13 protein-coding genes and 1 pseudogene are annotated in these 13422 nt (G+C 67.1%); 3 read left to right on the forward strand and 11 right to left on the reverse strand.

The window, feature by feature from the left end; genetic code table 11:
- Nucleotides 1–642 (forward strand): annotated as a pseudogene (kgd, locus tag ACIHAO_RS42215) (multifunctional oxoglutarate decarboxylase/oxoglutarate dehydrogenase thiamine pyrophosphate-binding subunit/dihydrolipoyllysine-residue succinyltransferase subunit); the annotation flags it as partial.
- A gap of 40 nt (nucleotides 643–682) precedes the next feature.
- Here kgd and ACIHAO_RS42220 read toward each other — a convergent pair.
- The 8 genes from ACIHAO_RS42220 to ACIHAO_RS42255 are packed head-to-tail and all read right to left on the reverse strand — an operon-like array spanning nucleotide 683 to nucleotide 8417.
- Entirely contained in the window at nucleotides 683–1456 is a 774-nt protein-coding gene (locus ACIHAO_RS42220; protein ID WP_396567848.1) for an SDR family NAD(P)-dependent oxidoreductase, read from the reverse strand.
- A 30-nt stretch (nucleotides 1457–1486) separates the two neighbouring features.
- Nucleotides 1487–2245 carry an SDR family NAD(P)-dependent oxidoreductase gene (locus ACIHAO_RS42225; RefSeq protein WP_396567850.1) on the reverse strand — a complete coding sequence of 253 codons (759 nt, stop codon included), beginning with the start codon at nucleotides 2243–2245 and terminating at the stop codon, nucleotides 1487–1489.
- Nucleotides 2246–2266: 21 nt separating this feature from the next.
- Nucleotides 2267–3301 carry an amidohydrolase family protein gene (locus tag ACIHAO_RS42230; RefSeq protein ID WP_396567852.1) on the reverse strand — a complete coding sequence of 345 codons (1035 nt, stop codon included), beginning with the start codon at nucleotides 3299–3301 and terminating at the stop codon, nucleotides 2267–2269.
- Nucleotides 3298–4371: an amidohydrolase family protein gene (locus ACIHAO_RS42235; protein WP_396567854.1), complete on the reverse strand. Its 1074-nt coding sequence runs from the start codon at nucleotides 4369–4371 to the stop codon at nucleotides 3298–3300. Before ACIHAO_RS42235 ends, ACIHAO_RS42230 begins: the two co-directional genes overlap by 4 nt.
- A complete protein-coding gene (locus tag ACIHAO_RS42240; RefSeq protein ID WP_396567856.1) occupies nucleotides 4368–4814 on the reverse strand; it encodes a Rieske (2Fe-2S) protein in 447 nt (148 codons plus the stop codon). Before ACIHAO_RS42240 ends, ACIHAO_RS42235 begins: the two co-directional genes overlap by 4 nt.
- Entirely contained in the window at nucleotides 4814–6604 is a 1791-nt protein-coding gene (locus ACIHAO_RS42245) for an acetyl/propionyl/methylcrotonyl-CoA carboxylase subunit alpha (protein WP_396567858.1), read from the reverse strand. Before ACIHAO_RS42245 ends, ACIHAO_RS42240 begins: the two co-directional genes overlap by 1 nt.
- A gap of 26 nt (nucleotides 6605–6630) precedes the next feature.
- Nucleotides 6631–6825: an acyl-CoA carboxylase epsilon subunit gene (locus ACIHAO_RS42250; protein WP_396567860.1), complete on the reverse strand. Its 195-nt coding sequence runs from the start codon at nucleotides 6823–6825 to the stop codon at nucleotides 6631–6633.
- Complete coding sequence (locus ACIHAO_RS42255; RefSeq protein ID WP_396567862.1) at nucleotides 6822–8417, reverse strand: acyl-CoA carboxylase subunit beta; 1596 nt, start codon at nucleotides 8415–8417, stop codon at nucleotides 6822–6824. The genes ACIHAO_RS42250 and ACIHAO_RS42255 overlap by 4 nt, the downstream gene beginning before the upstream one ends.
- Before the next feature lie 169 nt (nucleotides 8418–8586).
- Between ACIHAO_RS42255 and ACIHAO_RS42260 the strand changes: the two genes are divergently transcribed.
- Complete coding sequence (locus ACIHAO_RS42260) at nucleotides 8587–9099, forward strand: flavin reductase family protein (protein WP_396567864.1); 513 nt, start codon at nucleotides 8587–8589, stop codon at nucleotides 9097–9099.
- 5 nt (nucleotides 9100–9104) lie between these two features.
- Here the strand turns inward: ACIHAO_RS42260 and ACIHAO_RS42265 are convergent, their stop codons facing one another.
- Genes ACIHAO_RS42265 through ACIHAO_RS42275 form a run of 3 tightly spaced genes read right to left on the reverse strand, consistent with a single transcriptional unit; the run spans nucleotide 9105 to nucleotide 12752 of the window.
- A complete protein-coding gene (locus ACIHAO_RS42265; protein WP_396567866.1) occupies nucleotides 9105–10013 on the reverse strand; it encodes an MBL fold metallo-hydrolase in 909 nt (302 codons plus the stop codon).
- An 11-nt stretch (nucleotides 10014–10024) separates the two neighbouring features.
- The gene (locus tag ACIHAO_RS42270) at nucleotides 10025–11938 is read right to left on the reverse strand and encodes a flavin-containing monooxygenase (RefSeq protein ID WP_396567868.1); all 1914 of its coding nucleotides are present in this window, start codon (nucleotides 11936–11938) and stop codon (nucleotides 10025–10027) included.
- 28 nt (nucleotides 11939–11966) lie between these two features.
- Entirely contained in the window at nucleotides 11967–12752 is a 786-nt protein-coding gene (locus tag ACIHAO_RS42275) for an SDR family NAD(P)-dependent oxidoreductase (RefSeq protein ID WP_396567870.1), read from the reverse strand.
- Between the two features lie 175 nt (nucleotides 12753–12927).
- Between ACIHAO_RS42275 and ACIHAO_RS42280 the strand changes: the two genes are divergently transcribed.
- Entirely contained in the window at nucleotides 12928–13392 is a 465-nt protein-coding gene (locus ACIHAO_RS42280; protein WP_396567872.1) for a nuclear transport factor 2 family protein, read from the forward strand.
- Nucleotides 13393–13422: the final 30 nt, after the last annotated feature.

The following is a 13422-nucleotide window of genomic DNA, read 5'->3' on the forward strand; positions in this document are numbered from 1 at the left end:
CACGGCCACGAAGGCCAGGGCCCGGACCACACCTCCGGCCGCATCGAGCGTTTCCTCTCGCTGTGCGCGGAAGGCTCGATGACCGTCTCGGTGCCCTCGACCCCGGCGAACTACTTCCACCTGCTCCGCCGTCACGCCCTCGACGGAATCCAGCGCCCGCTGATCGTCTTCACCCCCAAGCGGCTGTTGAGGGACAAGAAGGTGAAGTCCACTCTGGACGAATTCACCGGCCAGTCGAAGTTCATGTCGGTCATCGACGATCCCGACGTCGAGCCGGCGAACGTCCGCAAGGTCGTGCTCAGTTCCGGGAAGATGTATTGGGAACTCGTGGCCGAGCGCGCGAAGCGTGAAGCGGACGACGTCGCCCTGGTCCGCATCGAGCAGTACTACCCCTTGCCCGACAGGAAACTCCGGGCTGCCTTGGAACGGTACTCGTCGTCCGCCGAAGTCGTGTGGGTGCAGGAGGAGCCGGAGAACCAGGGTGCGTGGCCGTTCTTCGGCCTTCATCTCCCCCGGCGTTTCCCCGATCTGCTCAAGCGGATGGACGTGGTGGCCCGCCGGCCGATGGCGGCACCCTCGGCCGGTTCCAACGCGGTCCATGACATCGAGCAGAAGGCGCTCATCGCCACGGCGCTCGGCTGAGGGGCCGGGGCGCTTCCTCGTGAGGAAGCGCCCCGGATCCTCAGGAGCCTCCGTCGACGTGAACGTTTTCCCCGCAGATGTTCCCGTTCGCCGAGGACACGAGGAACGTGATCGTCTTCGCCAGTTCGTCCGGTGTGCTGAACCGGCCGGTGCAGATCCGGGCCTGGAGCCGTTCCAGACGTTCCGGGGTCAGCCAAGCGGTGAGTTCCTCGTTCATCACCCCGCCCGGTGTGACGACGTTCGTGAGAATGCCGCGCCTGCCGAACTCGACCCCGAGGCTTCGGGCAGCGCCGGTCAGGGCGGCCTTCGCGGAAGCGGCCGCCACCTCGAACGGGAAGTCACCCGCCCAGCCTCGCTCGGCGCCCAGTGACGACACGAACAGGATCCGCCCCCAGCCTCGCTCCACCATGGACGGGATCACCCGCTGCGCGGTGAGCAGAACGGCTTCCAGGTCGGTGGTGAGCCGTCGCCTGATCTCCTCGTGCGGGACGGACTCGAACGCGGTCTTCGACATCGGTGCCGGGGCCGACATCGCGTTGGCCACGAAGATGTCGACCGATCCCCACGCGGCCATGACCGCCGCGACACCGCGTTCGATCGTTTCGGGCTGCCCCAGGTCGTACTCGACGGCGATCGCCTCGCCACCCTCGGCCCGGATCTGCTCGGCCAGAGCGGTGCCCTTCTCTTCGTTGGTCCTGTAGGTCAGAGCCACTTTCGCGCCGTTACGGGCGAGTTCACGGCAGGTGGAGGCGCCGATGCCGACACCCGAACCGCCGGTCACGAAGGCGACCTTGCCGCTGATACCCAGTTCCATCGGGACTCCTTGCTTCGGGGCTTCTTCGGACTACCAGGTGACTCCACCGCTCAGGTCGACCTCCTGGCCGGTGACGACCCGGTTCTGCGCCGAGGCGAGCATCACCACCATGCGAGCGACGTCGGCGGCGTCGACCAGGTCGCCCAGCGGGGACAGGGCGGCGAATTCCTCGCGGTACTCGGGATACCACGGTTCGCGCACGTTGCGCGCGGTGCGGGTGAGGCCGAGCACGACGACGTTGGACAAGATCTCCCCCATCGCACCCGCGCTGAACGCGAGTGACCTGCTGAAGCCGTGCAACGCGGCTTTCGCGGTCGTGTAGAACTCGAATCCGCTCTTTCCCTGTGCGACGAGGCTGCTGGAGACGTGGACGAATCTCCCCCACTTCGCCTCGCCCATGTGTTCCAGGACCGCGCCGCTGAGTTCGACGGCGCTTTCGATGTTGTCCCTGAGGGATTCCCGCCACGGGAACCGTTCCAGCTTGCCGATGTCGGCGTCCGGCGGCGACATCGGCGACAGGGCGTTGTTGACCAGCACCTCGACCGGACCGCCCCAGTTCAGCACCTCACCGACGAGCCGGACGCCTGCTCCCGGCTCGCTCATCGCGTAGCGGAAGGACCGCACCGCACCGCCGGCCTCCTCTTCGACCGTTCGTGCCGAGCGGTCGTCGGCGTGGTAGGTGAAGGCCACCTGCGCGCCTTCCGCGGCGAACGCGTGCACCAGCTCGCGTCCGATCCCGCCGCTTCCTCCGGTGATCAAGACCGTCCGGTCCCGCAAGCCAAGGTCCACTGGTCGGCTTCCTTTCCGCGATCAGCGCCGGGCGAGGCGCGGATAGTGTTCGAGCGCGTTCTCCCGGAGCACCCGCCGCCGGTCCTCGACGCCGAGCAGATCCAGCATGCGGTGGGAGCGGCAGCTTGCCGCGTGGGGGAAATCGCTGCTGTACATGACGTTGTTCGCGACGGCGGACAGCTCGGCGACCTCGCGGATGTCCTCGTCTCCGGGAGGCAGGTGTCCCGGCTCCAGGGTGAACCGGATTCGGTCCGCCACCACGTCGGACGGCGGCCGGTCGAGCCACGGAACTTCGCGCCACAAGCTTTTCCAGTCTTTGTCCAGCCGCCACAGCAAAGGATGCAGCCAGGAGAACCCGCATTCGGCCATGGTCACCCGCAGCGTCGAAGACCTAGCGAACGCCCCACCGGCGAGCAGGCTCACCAGCTGGTTCTGGGCGGCCAGATGCTGATCACCGAGCAGCTGTTCGACAAAACCCGCTGTGTAACCGGTCCCGGCGGCGCTCAACCCGGTCCGGCCGCCGGCGTGGAGGCACACGACGAGTCCGGCTTCGGCCGCCACATCGAACAGGCGGCGGTACCGCCGGTCGCCCCACCGGTTCTCGATCCGGACCGGGAGGATCACCTGCACGAATCGATCGTCCTCCGCGACCCGTGTCAGTTCCGCGACCGCGGCGTCGACGTCGAGAAGAGGAAGAACGGCCCCGCCGAGCAACCTTTCGTCCCGGTCGAGGAACCGGTCCCGCTGCCAGTCGTTGACCGCGCGGGCACAGGCACTCTCGAAATCCGGATTGCGTGAGAGGTCGAACAGCACCGTGCAGGACAGCAGCGCGGCCGCGACCGCGCCCCCGGTCCAGTGCGTGGAAAGCTCGTCCAAGGTGGCGGGCACCGGCGGCGGCGGTTGTCCGTCGTCGGGTGCGGGCCGGTCGGCCCGATGCTCTGGCCGGAGCCGGACCGAACCTTCATCGACGTACTGGCGCCAATAAGCCGAGAGCCGCTCTCGGATCTCCGAGATGTCGCGGGGAGCGACGTGAACGTCGGTGTCGATCGGCTTCACACCGGCACCGCCTTCTCACGAGAGCGATACACCGCGGCCGCGTTCCGATGGAAGATCTTTTCCTTCAGCTCGTGAGGAAGGCCGCGAAGGGAGTGATCCGGTGAGTCGAAGTCCCAGTGGGGGTAGTCGGAGGCGAAGAGGATCCGGTCGGCCATCCCGGTATGCCGCAGAGCCGTCACCAAGTCCGTGGTGCGCGCCGGCTCTTCGATCGGCTGGGTGGTGAGCCAGAAGTGCTCCCGGAAATACTCGGAAGGCGCCTTGGACAACGTCGGCAGATCGCGGTGCCAGGTTCGGTGGAGCTCGTCCATGGACCACATGAGCGGTCCCGCCCAGCTGATCCCGCCTTCGACGAGGATGACCTTCAGCGTGGGGAAGCGGTCGAACACCCCGCCGAGGATCATACTGATCACGACCGCCTGCATCGCGCCGCTGAACTCGACATGTTCTTCGAGGTAGTAGTTCGGCGGTCCGGTCAGCGGGTAGGTCGCCACGCCGCCGCTGTGGACGCTCACCGGTAGATCCGCCGCGCAGGCCGCTTCGTAGATCGGCCAGTAGCGTGATGAGCCGAGCGGCAGTTCGGTGCTCGCCGGTGCCAGGATCTGTTGGAAGGCCGAATCCCCCGACCTCGCGCCGATCTCGCCCACCGCCAGCGACGGTGACTCGAACGGCACGCAGACCGAGCCGACGAAGCGCGGGTCCTTGGCGAGGAACTTCTCCTCCTGCCAGTCGTTGAGGACCTCGCTCAAAGCCGCGGCGAGTTCGGGATACTCGGCGCCGAAGGCGTGGGCGTGCAACGGGATCAGCACTGCCGAGGTGATCCCGTACCTCTCCAGCAGCTGCTCGGTCATCAGGTCGACGTCGTTGCCCGGGAACGAATCTTCCGGCCACGAGTCGGCCCGGTAGCCGCTGTTGCGCATCCGCGGGTAGATCGCTCCGGGGACCGGCGGGCGCATCCCGTACCGCTCGAGCCTGATCCGCCAGGTCTCCGGCAGCCGGGCCGCCACCTCGTGCGGCAGGATGAACGGATGGACGTCGGCGTCCACGATGCCTTCGGGTGATGCCTTCTTCACGATGTTCCCTCCTGCGCACGCTCGATGGATTCGGCACGCCGCGAGGTGTCGACGACCACGTCACCGTCTTCGATCGTCACGACGTAGGAATCAGCCGTGTAGGGGCCTGGGCGGCGGCTGGTTTCGGTGTGCACGAAGTAGGTGCGGGCCGGCGCGTGTCCCGCACCGAAATACGACTGTCCGGTCCGGATGTCGTACTCCCAGCCGTGCCAAGGGCAGGCGATGTACAGCGTCGACTCGTCCACGCTCGCCGGTTCCTCACCGGCTCGCAGCCCTGCGAGGACATGTCCTTCACACAGCGGCGCACCCTGGTGAGGGCAATGGTTCCGGATCGCGAAGAACCGTCCATCCACTTTGAACACGCCGATCGACTTGCCGTCGACCTCGACGATCTTGCCGTCGCGTTCGGTGAACTCGGAGACCTTTCCGACCACGTGTGGCATCAGCGGCCCTCCGTTCCGGTCGGACCGGCGGCGATCGCGCACAGCGTGGTCCCCGCCTGTACGGTCTGGCCGACCTCGGCGCTCAACCCGGTCACGACGCCGTCGCGGTGAGCGTGCAAAGGCTGTTCCATTTTCATCGCCTCCAATACGAGGACGAGATCTCCGGCTGCCACGGTTTCGCCTTCGGCCACGGCAATCTTCACCACGGTGCCTTGCATCGGTGAAGACACCGACCCATCGCTCGCGGTGGGGGTCGCGCGGCGGCCGGTCGTGGCACGGCGCGCCGGTGGCCGTGCGCCGGTGCGTCCACCCGCCGCGTTCGCGACCGCGGGAAGGGAGACTTCGAGTCGCTGACCGGCGACCTCCACCACGACCGTTTCCCGTAGCTCGGACGGCGCGGTCTCCTGCGTACGCTGCGGTTCCGGCTGGATCCGGTTGTCAAAGCCGGTTTCGATCCATCTGGTGTGGACTATGAACGGGCCGTCACCTCCACGCGCCTCCGGGGCGAACGCGGGGTCTCGAATGACCCTGCGATGAAACGGCAACGCGGTCGGGACGCCGGCTACTTCGAACTCGTCGAGAGCTCGAGCGGCACGCCGGAGGGCCTGATCCCGGTCAGCGCCCGTGACGATCAGCTTGGCCAGCAGGGAATCCCACGCAGGGCCGACCACCGTGCCGACCTCCACCCCGGCGTCGACGCGAACTCCTGGACCCGCTGCGGGAACCCAGCGCTCGATCGTTCCCGGCACCGGGAGGAAGCCGCGGCCCGCGTCCTCGCAAGTGATCCTGAACTCGAAGCTGTGTCCCCGCGCGGGCGGGTCGTCGAAGGTGAGGGGCAACCCGTCCGCGATCCGGAACATCTCGCCGACCAGATCGAGGCCGGTCACCTCCTCACTGACCGGGTGTTCGACCTGCAAGCGGGTGTTGACCTCCAAAAAGGACACTGTCCCGTCCACCCCGATCAGGAACTCACAGGTACCCGCGCCGACGTAGCCGGCTTCGCGCAGGATGCGCTTCGACGCCGTGTACAGAAGTTCCGTCTGCTCACCGGTCAGATACGGGGCAGGCGCCTCCTCGACCAGCTTTTGGTGCCGCCGCTGCAGTGAACAGTCCCTGGTGGACACGACGACGACGTTGCCGTGCGTGTCGGCGAGACACTGAGTCTCCACATGCCTCGGCCGGTCCAGATACCGCTCCACGAAACATTCGCCACGCCCGAACGCGCCCACAGCCTCACGGACAGCGGACTCGTACATCTCCGGGATCTCCTCGACCGTCCACGCGACCTTCAGGCCCCGTCCTCCGCCTCCGAACGCGGCCTTGATCGCGAGCGGAAGCCCGTGTGCCTCGGCGAAGGCGATGACCTCGTCGGAGCCACCGACCGGTTCGTCGGTCCCCGCCGCCATCGGCGCGCCGGCGAGCCGGGCGATCCTCCGCGCGGACACCTTGTCGCCGAGTGCGCGGATAGCCTCGGGAGGAGGGCCGATCCAGATCAAGCCCGCGTCCAGGACGGCCTGTGCGAAGTCGGCGTTCTCGGAAAGAAAGCCGTAGCCCGGGTGGACCGCGTCCGCACCCGCCGCTACCGCGGCATCGATGACCTTCGGGATGTTCAGATAGCTCGCGGCCGGAGTGTCGCCTCCCAAGGCGTAGGCCGTGTCGGCCGCCCGCACGTGCGGCGAGTCCCGGTCTGGCTCGGCATAGACGGCGACGCTCTCCAAACCCGCGTCACGGCACGCACGGGCGACCCGAACGGCGATCTCGCCGCGGTTGGCGATGAGGACCTTGTGCATGCCCTCTCCCTTTCGTCGATACGCCTTCATCCCGTCGTCCGCCACCCGGGTATGGGTCGGGAGGACCAGGAACGCGGGCTGATCCCAGCGAAGCGGCCGATCCGAGGCTCGTCGACGACGGTGACTTCTCTTCTGGCCGCCAGTACCGCGACAAGTGCCGCCAGTTCATCCGGCTCCGGCCTGCCGCGGACGATCTCGAGGGTCACGGCTTCGCGGCTCATTGGGGCTGGTTCCCGTGTTTCCGGTTGGGCAGGTGCACATTCTTGTGCCGCAGCATCGTCAGCGCGTCGATCAGGCGTGGGCGCGTTTCGGCCGGATCGATGATGTCATCGACCAGTCCGCGTTCAGCGGCGTAGAAGGGGTGCATCAGCTGATCGCGGTACTCCTCGATCAGCTCCTTCCTCGTCGTGTCCGGATCGTCGGCGGCCGCGATCTGCCGCCGGAACACCACGTTCACCGCGCCTTCCGCGCCCATGACGGCGATTTCGTTGCCCGGCCAGGCCAGGGAGAGGTCCGCACCGATCGACCGCGAATCCATCACGATGTAGGCACCGCCGTAGGCCTTGCGCAGGATCACCTGGATCCGGGGCACTGTGGCGTTGCAATAGGCGTAGAGCAGTTTCGCCCCGTGCCGGATGATGCCGCCGTGTTCTTGGCCGACTCCCGGCAGGAAGCCCGGTACGTCCACCAGGCTGACCAGCGGGATGTTGAAGGCATCGCACATCGCCACGAAGCGAGCGGCCTTCTCGGACGCTTCGATGTCCAGCACACCGGCCAGCGTGCTCGGCTGATTCGCCACGATGCCCGCCACTTCGCCGCCGAGCCGGGTCAGCGCGCAGACGACGTTGACCGCCCAGCGTTCGTGCACTTCGAAGAACTCTCCGTGGTCGACGATCTCGGCGATCACGTCGCGGACGTCGTAGGCCCGGTTCCCGTCCGACGGCACGATGTCGAGCAAGCGGTCCGATCGCCGGTCATGCGGGTCCTCGGCGGGTGCGGACGGCGGAAGTTCCCGGTTGTTCGACGGCAGAAGGGACAGCAGGTAACGAACTTCTTCGAGCGCGCTGTGCTCGTCGTCGTACACGAACCCGGCGACTCCCGTGATCCCCGCGTGGGTGTCCGCACCGCCGAGGGCGTCGTGCGTGATGATCTCGCCGGTCACCGCCTGCACGACGTCTGGCCCGGTGATGAACATCTGTGACGTTCCTCGGACCATGAAGACGAAGTCGGTCAACGCCGGCGAGTACGAAGCACCACCGGCGCACGGACCGAGAATGACGCTGATCTGGGGCAACACTCCCGAATTGCGCACGTTCCGGCGGAAGATCCCGCCATAACCCGCCAGGGCGGTGACACCTTCCTGGATCCGGGCGCCGCTCCCGTCGCAGAGGCCGACGATCGGCGCACCCGCGGATTCGGCGAGATCCATCAGCTTGTGGATCTTGTCCGCGTGCGCGGCGCCGAGGGCACCACCGAAAATCCGGAAGTCGTGCGCGTAGGCGAACACCGTCCGGCCGTGGACCTTGCCCCAGCCGGTCAGCACACCGTCGGTGTGCGGGCGCCGGTCTTCCAGGCCGAATCCGGTGGCCTGGTGCCGGCGCAGCGACTCGATCTCCGTGAACGTTCCTTCGTCGAACAGCAGCTCCATCCGGCTGCGTGCCAGCAGTTTTCCTTTGCCCAGCTGGGCTTCGGTCGCCGCCGGAGCGCCGTCCCGGACCTGACGGCGCAAGCGGTGCAACTGCGCGCTTCGGTCCCTCAAGGAGGGGACCGCCGTCGCGGTTCCGACCGGCGACCTGTTGTCCACCATGCTCATTTCGCGTCTCCCAGCTATCGGGGTCGACCGACTCGACCGAGCCTGACCGGTCTCGCCAAAGCACCGCTTGAGCCGCTCAGTACCCCCTTGCTTTGGCTTGTCTCCGGCGTTTCTCAACCGGCTGCCCACAGGCTGAAGGCCCAGGCGTGCCAACGGCGGATGAGGGAACATGACGATCGGTGCAGAATCGTTCCGCGATTTCTTCGGTGCCTACCCGACCGCGGTGTCCATCGTGACCACTTTGGACGCCGATGGCGAGCCTCGCGGCCTGACCTGCAATTCGGTCGCGGCCGTATCGCTCGCCCCGCCACTGCTCTCGATCTGTGTGGCCAACCGGTCGAAGACACTCGACGCTTTTACCAGCACAGGCGCTTTCGTCGTCAACGTTCTCGCCGAGGGCGGTGAAGAGCTGTCAACGGTGTTCGCCGGCAGTTCACACCGCAAGTTCACCGGCGTGAGCTGGGAACCATCGGCGATCGCGGACGGCGTTCCGGTACTGACCACGGGAACCCTCGCCTACGCCGAATGCTCGGTGGTGCAGAGCGTTCCGGCGGGAGACCACCGGATCCTGATCGGGCGGATCGACGGTTCGGCCGTGTTCCCGGCCCGCCCGCTCCTGTATCAGCGCAGCACCTACTCGGTGTGGCGTCCCGCCCCGTCGGTGACGGCGGGGCGGGACTGACCGGATCAGGCGTGGCAAACGGGGAGTCCCCCGTGATGGCGGACCATTTCACCGAACAGCGCGCCGACGTCGAGCGGGGTGCCGGGTTCGGCTCCGTTCTCCTCGATGTAGGCGCGGTGGAGGTTCGGCACCAGCCGCTCGGCGTCGAGCAGGTCATGGAACTCGCCGAGATCGACCTCCGCCGCCAGCTCCAACGGTGAGAGCCCGGCCGCGATCCCGTCTTTCGCGAGGCTCTGCAGCCAGCGGAAGTAGCGCTCGGTCTCGTCCAGCAGTTCTGGGCCGCCCAGGCGGCCATGGCCAGGAACGATGACCTTCGGGTCGAGTGCCCGCAGCCTCGCCACGGCGGCGAGGGAGCCCGCGACCGATCCCATCAAGCAGAACGGCGTCGCGCCGGACAGCACGACGTCCCCGGTGAACAGGACACGCTCGGCAGGTAGCCACACCACCGTGTCATCGGTGGTGTGCGCGGGACCCACGTGCAGCAATTCCGCCACGACGTCGCCCACGTGCATGACCATTCTCCGGGTGTACGTGATCTCGGGCAGGACCAAGTCGACGCCTCCCCAGGAAACGCCGGGCCAGAGGCCGGTCAGATGCAGTCCCGCGGTCGCCATCTCCTCCCGGGTGCGCTCGTGCGCGACGACGACCGCCTCTGGGAAGACGAAGTTGCCGAAGGTGTGATCGCCGTGGAAATGCGTGTTGACGATCATTCCCGGCATGACCGGGGAGACACCGGACACCGCCGACCGCAACGCGCGGGCACGGGTCTCGGTCGCGACGGTGTCGACCAGAGCGGCGCGGGCGCCCGAGGTGATGATGCCCGCGTTGTTGAGGCACCAGCCGCCGTCGGGCTGGACGTAGCCGAAGATCCCGTCGCCGATTTCCTCGCAACGGGCCGTGACGGTCTCGGTCATTTTCGTCCTCTTCAGGTGTAGGTGCAGGCATCCGGGTCGAATCGCCTGGTCCGGTCCCAGTACTCGAAGGCCGAGAACGGCCAGTTCTGCACAGATCTGCCGTGCTCGTTCTTGAACCACGAGGAGACCTTGGACCACCCCCACGCCCGGAGCGGCTGAGTCGCGTCCACCCATGCCTGGTACTCCGCGCAGACCTCGGGACGGACGCTCAGGCTCTGTCTCCCGGACTCGAGCAAGTGCCGGATCGCGTCGAGCAGGTAGGTCATCGCGCATTCGGAGAAGTACAGGATGCTCCCGCCTTGCCCGACCAGGTTCGTGTTGGGTCCGTAGACGCTGAACAGGTTCGGGAAGCCGGGGACCTGCATACCGAGGTACGCCGTGGGCGCGTCACCCCAGCGCTCGTGCAGGTCGGCGTTCCCTGAACCGGTGATCTTCATCGGCGCCAGGAACTCGGAGGCGCGGAAGCCGGTGGCGAATACGAGGACATCAGCGCCGTACTCCGTCCCGTCCGCAGTACGAACCCCGCGTGGCGTGATCTCGTCGATCGGGTCGGTGACCAGGGTGACGTCGTCACGTTTGAGCGTCTTCAACCAGGTCCCGTCATCCCTCAGTACTCGCTTGGCGCCGATCGGATAGCTCGGGACGACCTTGTCGCGCAGTTCCGGGGCGTCGGTCAGTTGGGCTTCCATCGCGGCCGTCAGCACCGCTCGGACGTCGTCGTTGGCGGCGGAGACCGCTCGCTCGGTCGGCGGGTAGCCCGGGTCCACCACCCAGGGAGCGCCCTGCAGGCCGGGGGCGAACAAGCCGAACCGGTACCAGGCCGCGTAGTACGGAACGTGCTCATGCAACCAGCGTTCCTCGTCCGGGACCGGGTCCCGGTAATGCGGGGTGGCACGCAACCACGGCGGAGTCCGCTGGAAGACCACCACCTCCCCGCATTCGGGAGCGATTTCCGGAATGAACTGGAAGGCACTGGCTCCTGTCCCGACCACGGCCACCCGGCGCCCGGACAGGTCCACCGTGTGGTCCCACGAAGCCGAATGAAAGGAGCGACCGGTGAACCGCTCCCGTCCCGGGATGTCGGGCATTCTGGGACGGTTGAGCTGGCCGACGGCGGTGATCACCACATTCGCGGTACTCCGTTCTTCACCGTCCGCCGTGGCGGAACGGATCCGCCACTCCCCTTCCGTGTCGGCCCATTCGAGATCACGCACCTCCGAGCCGAACCGGATGTGCTCGTGGAGTCCGTTCTCCTTGGCGAAGGCCTGGAGGTAGCCGAGGAACTCGTCCTGCGTGCAGAACCGCTCCGGCCAGTCCGATCGCGTGGCGAAGGTGAAGCTGTAGAGGTGGCTCGGCACATCCACCCGGCATCCCGGATAGCCGTTCTCCAGCCAGGTACCTCCGAGATCGTCGTTCTTCTCATGGATCACGAAGGGAATCCCGGCCTGGGCCAGCCGATGACCGGCGAGCAGCCCACTGGGACCCGCGCCGATGACGACCGCGCGGAACTCGCGCTCCGGCGCGACTTCCCCGAGCGTCCAGCCCGGAGCCTTCGGATCAGCGCCGGACGGCACGATCTCCTCCGCCAGCAAAGGAAGCAGGCCTGCCGTGTCCCAGCCCATCGCCCACGTCGTGATCCGGCGCAGCGTCTCCGGGGAGGGCGGTGTGGGCGGCAGCACCGAACCGTCCCGAAGTCCCCGCAAGAGGCGGAAGCCCAGCTCCCTGGCCCTGCCCTGCTCCTCCGCGCCGAGCCCACCGGCCGGGTCCGGGAGCCACCGGGTCGGGTTGTAGTCCTTCGGCAGCACACTCACGTCGCCGCCGAGGTGAGCCACGGTCATCAGCAAAGTCGGCAGATCCGCGCCACGCAGGATCCGCCGCAGCTCCGCGTCACTGGCTCGAACGGGCGATATCGGTGGATTGATCACGATGCGGTCGCTCCTCCGGTCGAGCTGCTCAGTAGTTGCCCAGCCCGCCGCAGACGTTGAGCGCCTGCGCCGTCACCGCCGCGGCCCGGTCGCCGATCAGGTACTCGACCATCGCGGCGACCTCATCGGGATCGACGTAGCGGCCGATCGGGACCCGCGCGGTGATCCGGTCGAACGTCTCCTGGGTGGAGACGCCCCAGATCTCCGCATAGTGCTCACGGACGCGTTCGGCCATCGGGGTCTCCACGAAACCGGGGCAGACGGCGTTCACCGTGACGCCCGATTTGGCCAATTCCAGCCCCAGAGCCTTGGTCAGTCCGACGACGCCATGCTTGGACGCGCTGTAGGGCGCCGCGTGGACGACACCTTGCTTACCACCGGTCGACGCGATGTTGACGACACGTCCCGATCGGCGGCCGAGCATCCCTCCGGTGGTCAGAACCTGCTTGGTCATCAGGAAGGTCCCGTTCAGGTTCGTGTCGATGACGTCCAGCCACAGCGCGTCGTCCAATTCCGCGGTCGCTCCACCACCGCTGCGGCCGGCGTTGTTGACCAGGATGTCCACCGGACCGAAATGGTCCACCGCCGCCGCGACGAACTCCCTCACCTCGTCGGGGCGACGCACATCGCACGTCTTCCCCTCGACGTCGAAGTCTTTTTCCCGCAGGGATTTCACCGTCTGCGCCAGCCGTTCACCGTCCCGGCCGCAGAGATACACGCGGTGGCCGAGTTCCGCGAGCCTGGTGGCGATCGTCAGCCCGATGCCACTGGTCGCTCCGGTCACCAGGGCCGTTTGCTGCTTGCCGTCTGTCATTTCTCCTCCACGGGCAACAGGTGCGGGTACGGCTCGAGCCTGACGTGGCCCTCTTGAAGCACACCCGAATCGTTCTGAACCCGGTGACCTCATCGCTCTTCTGGTGTCGTTCAAGGACTGCGGAACAGAGTGGGTGGTGAGACCGAGCCGGAGCATCGAATCGGAGGAAGACCTGATGACCGAACCCAACCAGTCCGGCCAGTTGTACGCCGAGGTCCAGCATTTCTATGCTCGGCAGACGCATCTGCTGGACGGCCGGGAATTCGAGGACTATGCCGCGACCTTCACCGAGGACGGCGAGTTCCTTCATTCGCCAGGAAGGCCTGCCGCGAAGACACGGCAGGGCATCGTCCGAGAACTCCGTGATTTCCACCGGAAGTTCGACGAGGACCCGGTCGTACGCCGGCATTGGTTCAACATGATCGTGCTCGACCCCGCCCCGGACGACGTGCTCAACGCGACCTTCTACGCGTTGGTGGCCACCACACGACCGGGTGGACGGATCGACGTCTCGCCCAGCTGTGTGGTGCACGACGTCCTGGTCCGCGAGAACGGCGAGCTGCGCACCAAGTCGCGTCGCGTGGTGCAGGACCGGCTGCTGTTCGAGGAATCAGCGGCGGCGGTCGGCGCGGCGGGCTGAGACGAATCCACAGGGGACGTCCGACCGGGA

Source organism: Amycolatopsis sp. NPDC052450 (assembly GCF_044547565.1).
Lineage (GTDB): Bacteria > Actinomycetota > Actinomycetes > Mycobacteriales > Pseudonocardiaceae > Amycolatopsis.

What these genes read in the sequence shown, in the direction of transcription:
- ACIHAO_RS42220 (WP_396567848.1), bottom strand. Translation starts at nt 1,456, where the DNA reads ATGGAACTGGGTATCAGCGGCAAGGTCGCCTTCGTGACCGGCGGTTCG.
- ACIHAO_RS42240 (WP_396567856.1), bottom strand. Translation starts at nt 4,814, where the DNA reads ATGCCACACGTGGTCGGAAAGGTCTCCGAGTTCACCGAACGCGACGGC.
- ACIHAO_RS42245 (WP_396567858.1), bottom strand. Translation starts at nt 6,604, where the DNA reads ATGCACAAGGTCCTCATCGCCAACCGCGGCGAGATCGCCGTTCGGGTC.
- ACIHAO_RS42250 (WP_396567860.1), bottom strand. Translation starts at nt 6,825, where the DNA reads ATGAGCCGCGAAGCCGTGACCCTCGAGATCGTCCGCGGCAGGCCGGAG.
- ACIHAO_RS42255 (WP_396567862.1), bottom strand. Translation starts at nt 8,417, where the DNA reads ATGAGCATGGTGGACAACAGGTCGCCGGTCGGAACCGCGACGGCGGTC.
- ACIHAO_RS42260 (WP_396567864.1), top strand. Translation starts at nt 8,587, where the DNA reads ATGACGATCGGTGCAGAATCGTTCCGCGATTTCTTCGGTGCCTACCCG.
- ACIHAO_RS42265 (WP_396567866.1), bottom strand. Translation starts at nt 10,013, where the DNA reads ATGACCGAGACCGTCACGGCCCGTTGCGAGGAAATCGGCGACGGGATC.
- ACIHAO_RS42275 (WP_396567870.1), bottom strand. Translation starts at nt 12,752, where the DNA reads ATGACAGACGGCAAGCAGCAAACGGCCCTGGTGACCGGAGCGACCAGT.
- ACIHAO_RS42280 (WP_396567872.1), top strand. Translation starts at nt 12,928, where the DNA reads ATGACCGAACCCAACCAGTCCGGCCAGTTGTACGCCGAGGTCCAGCAT.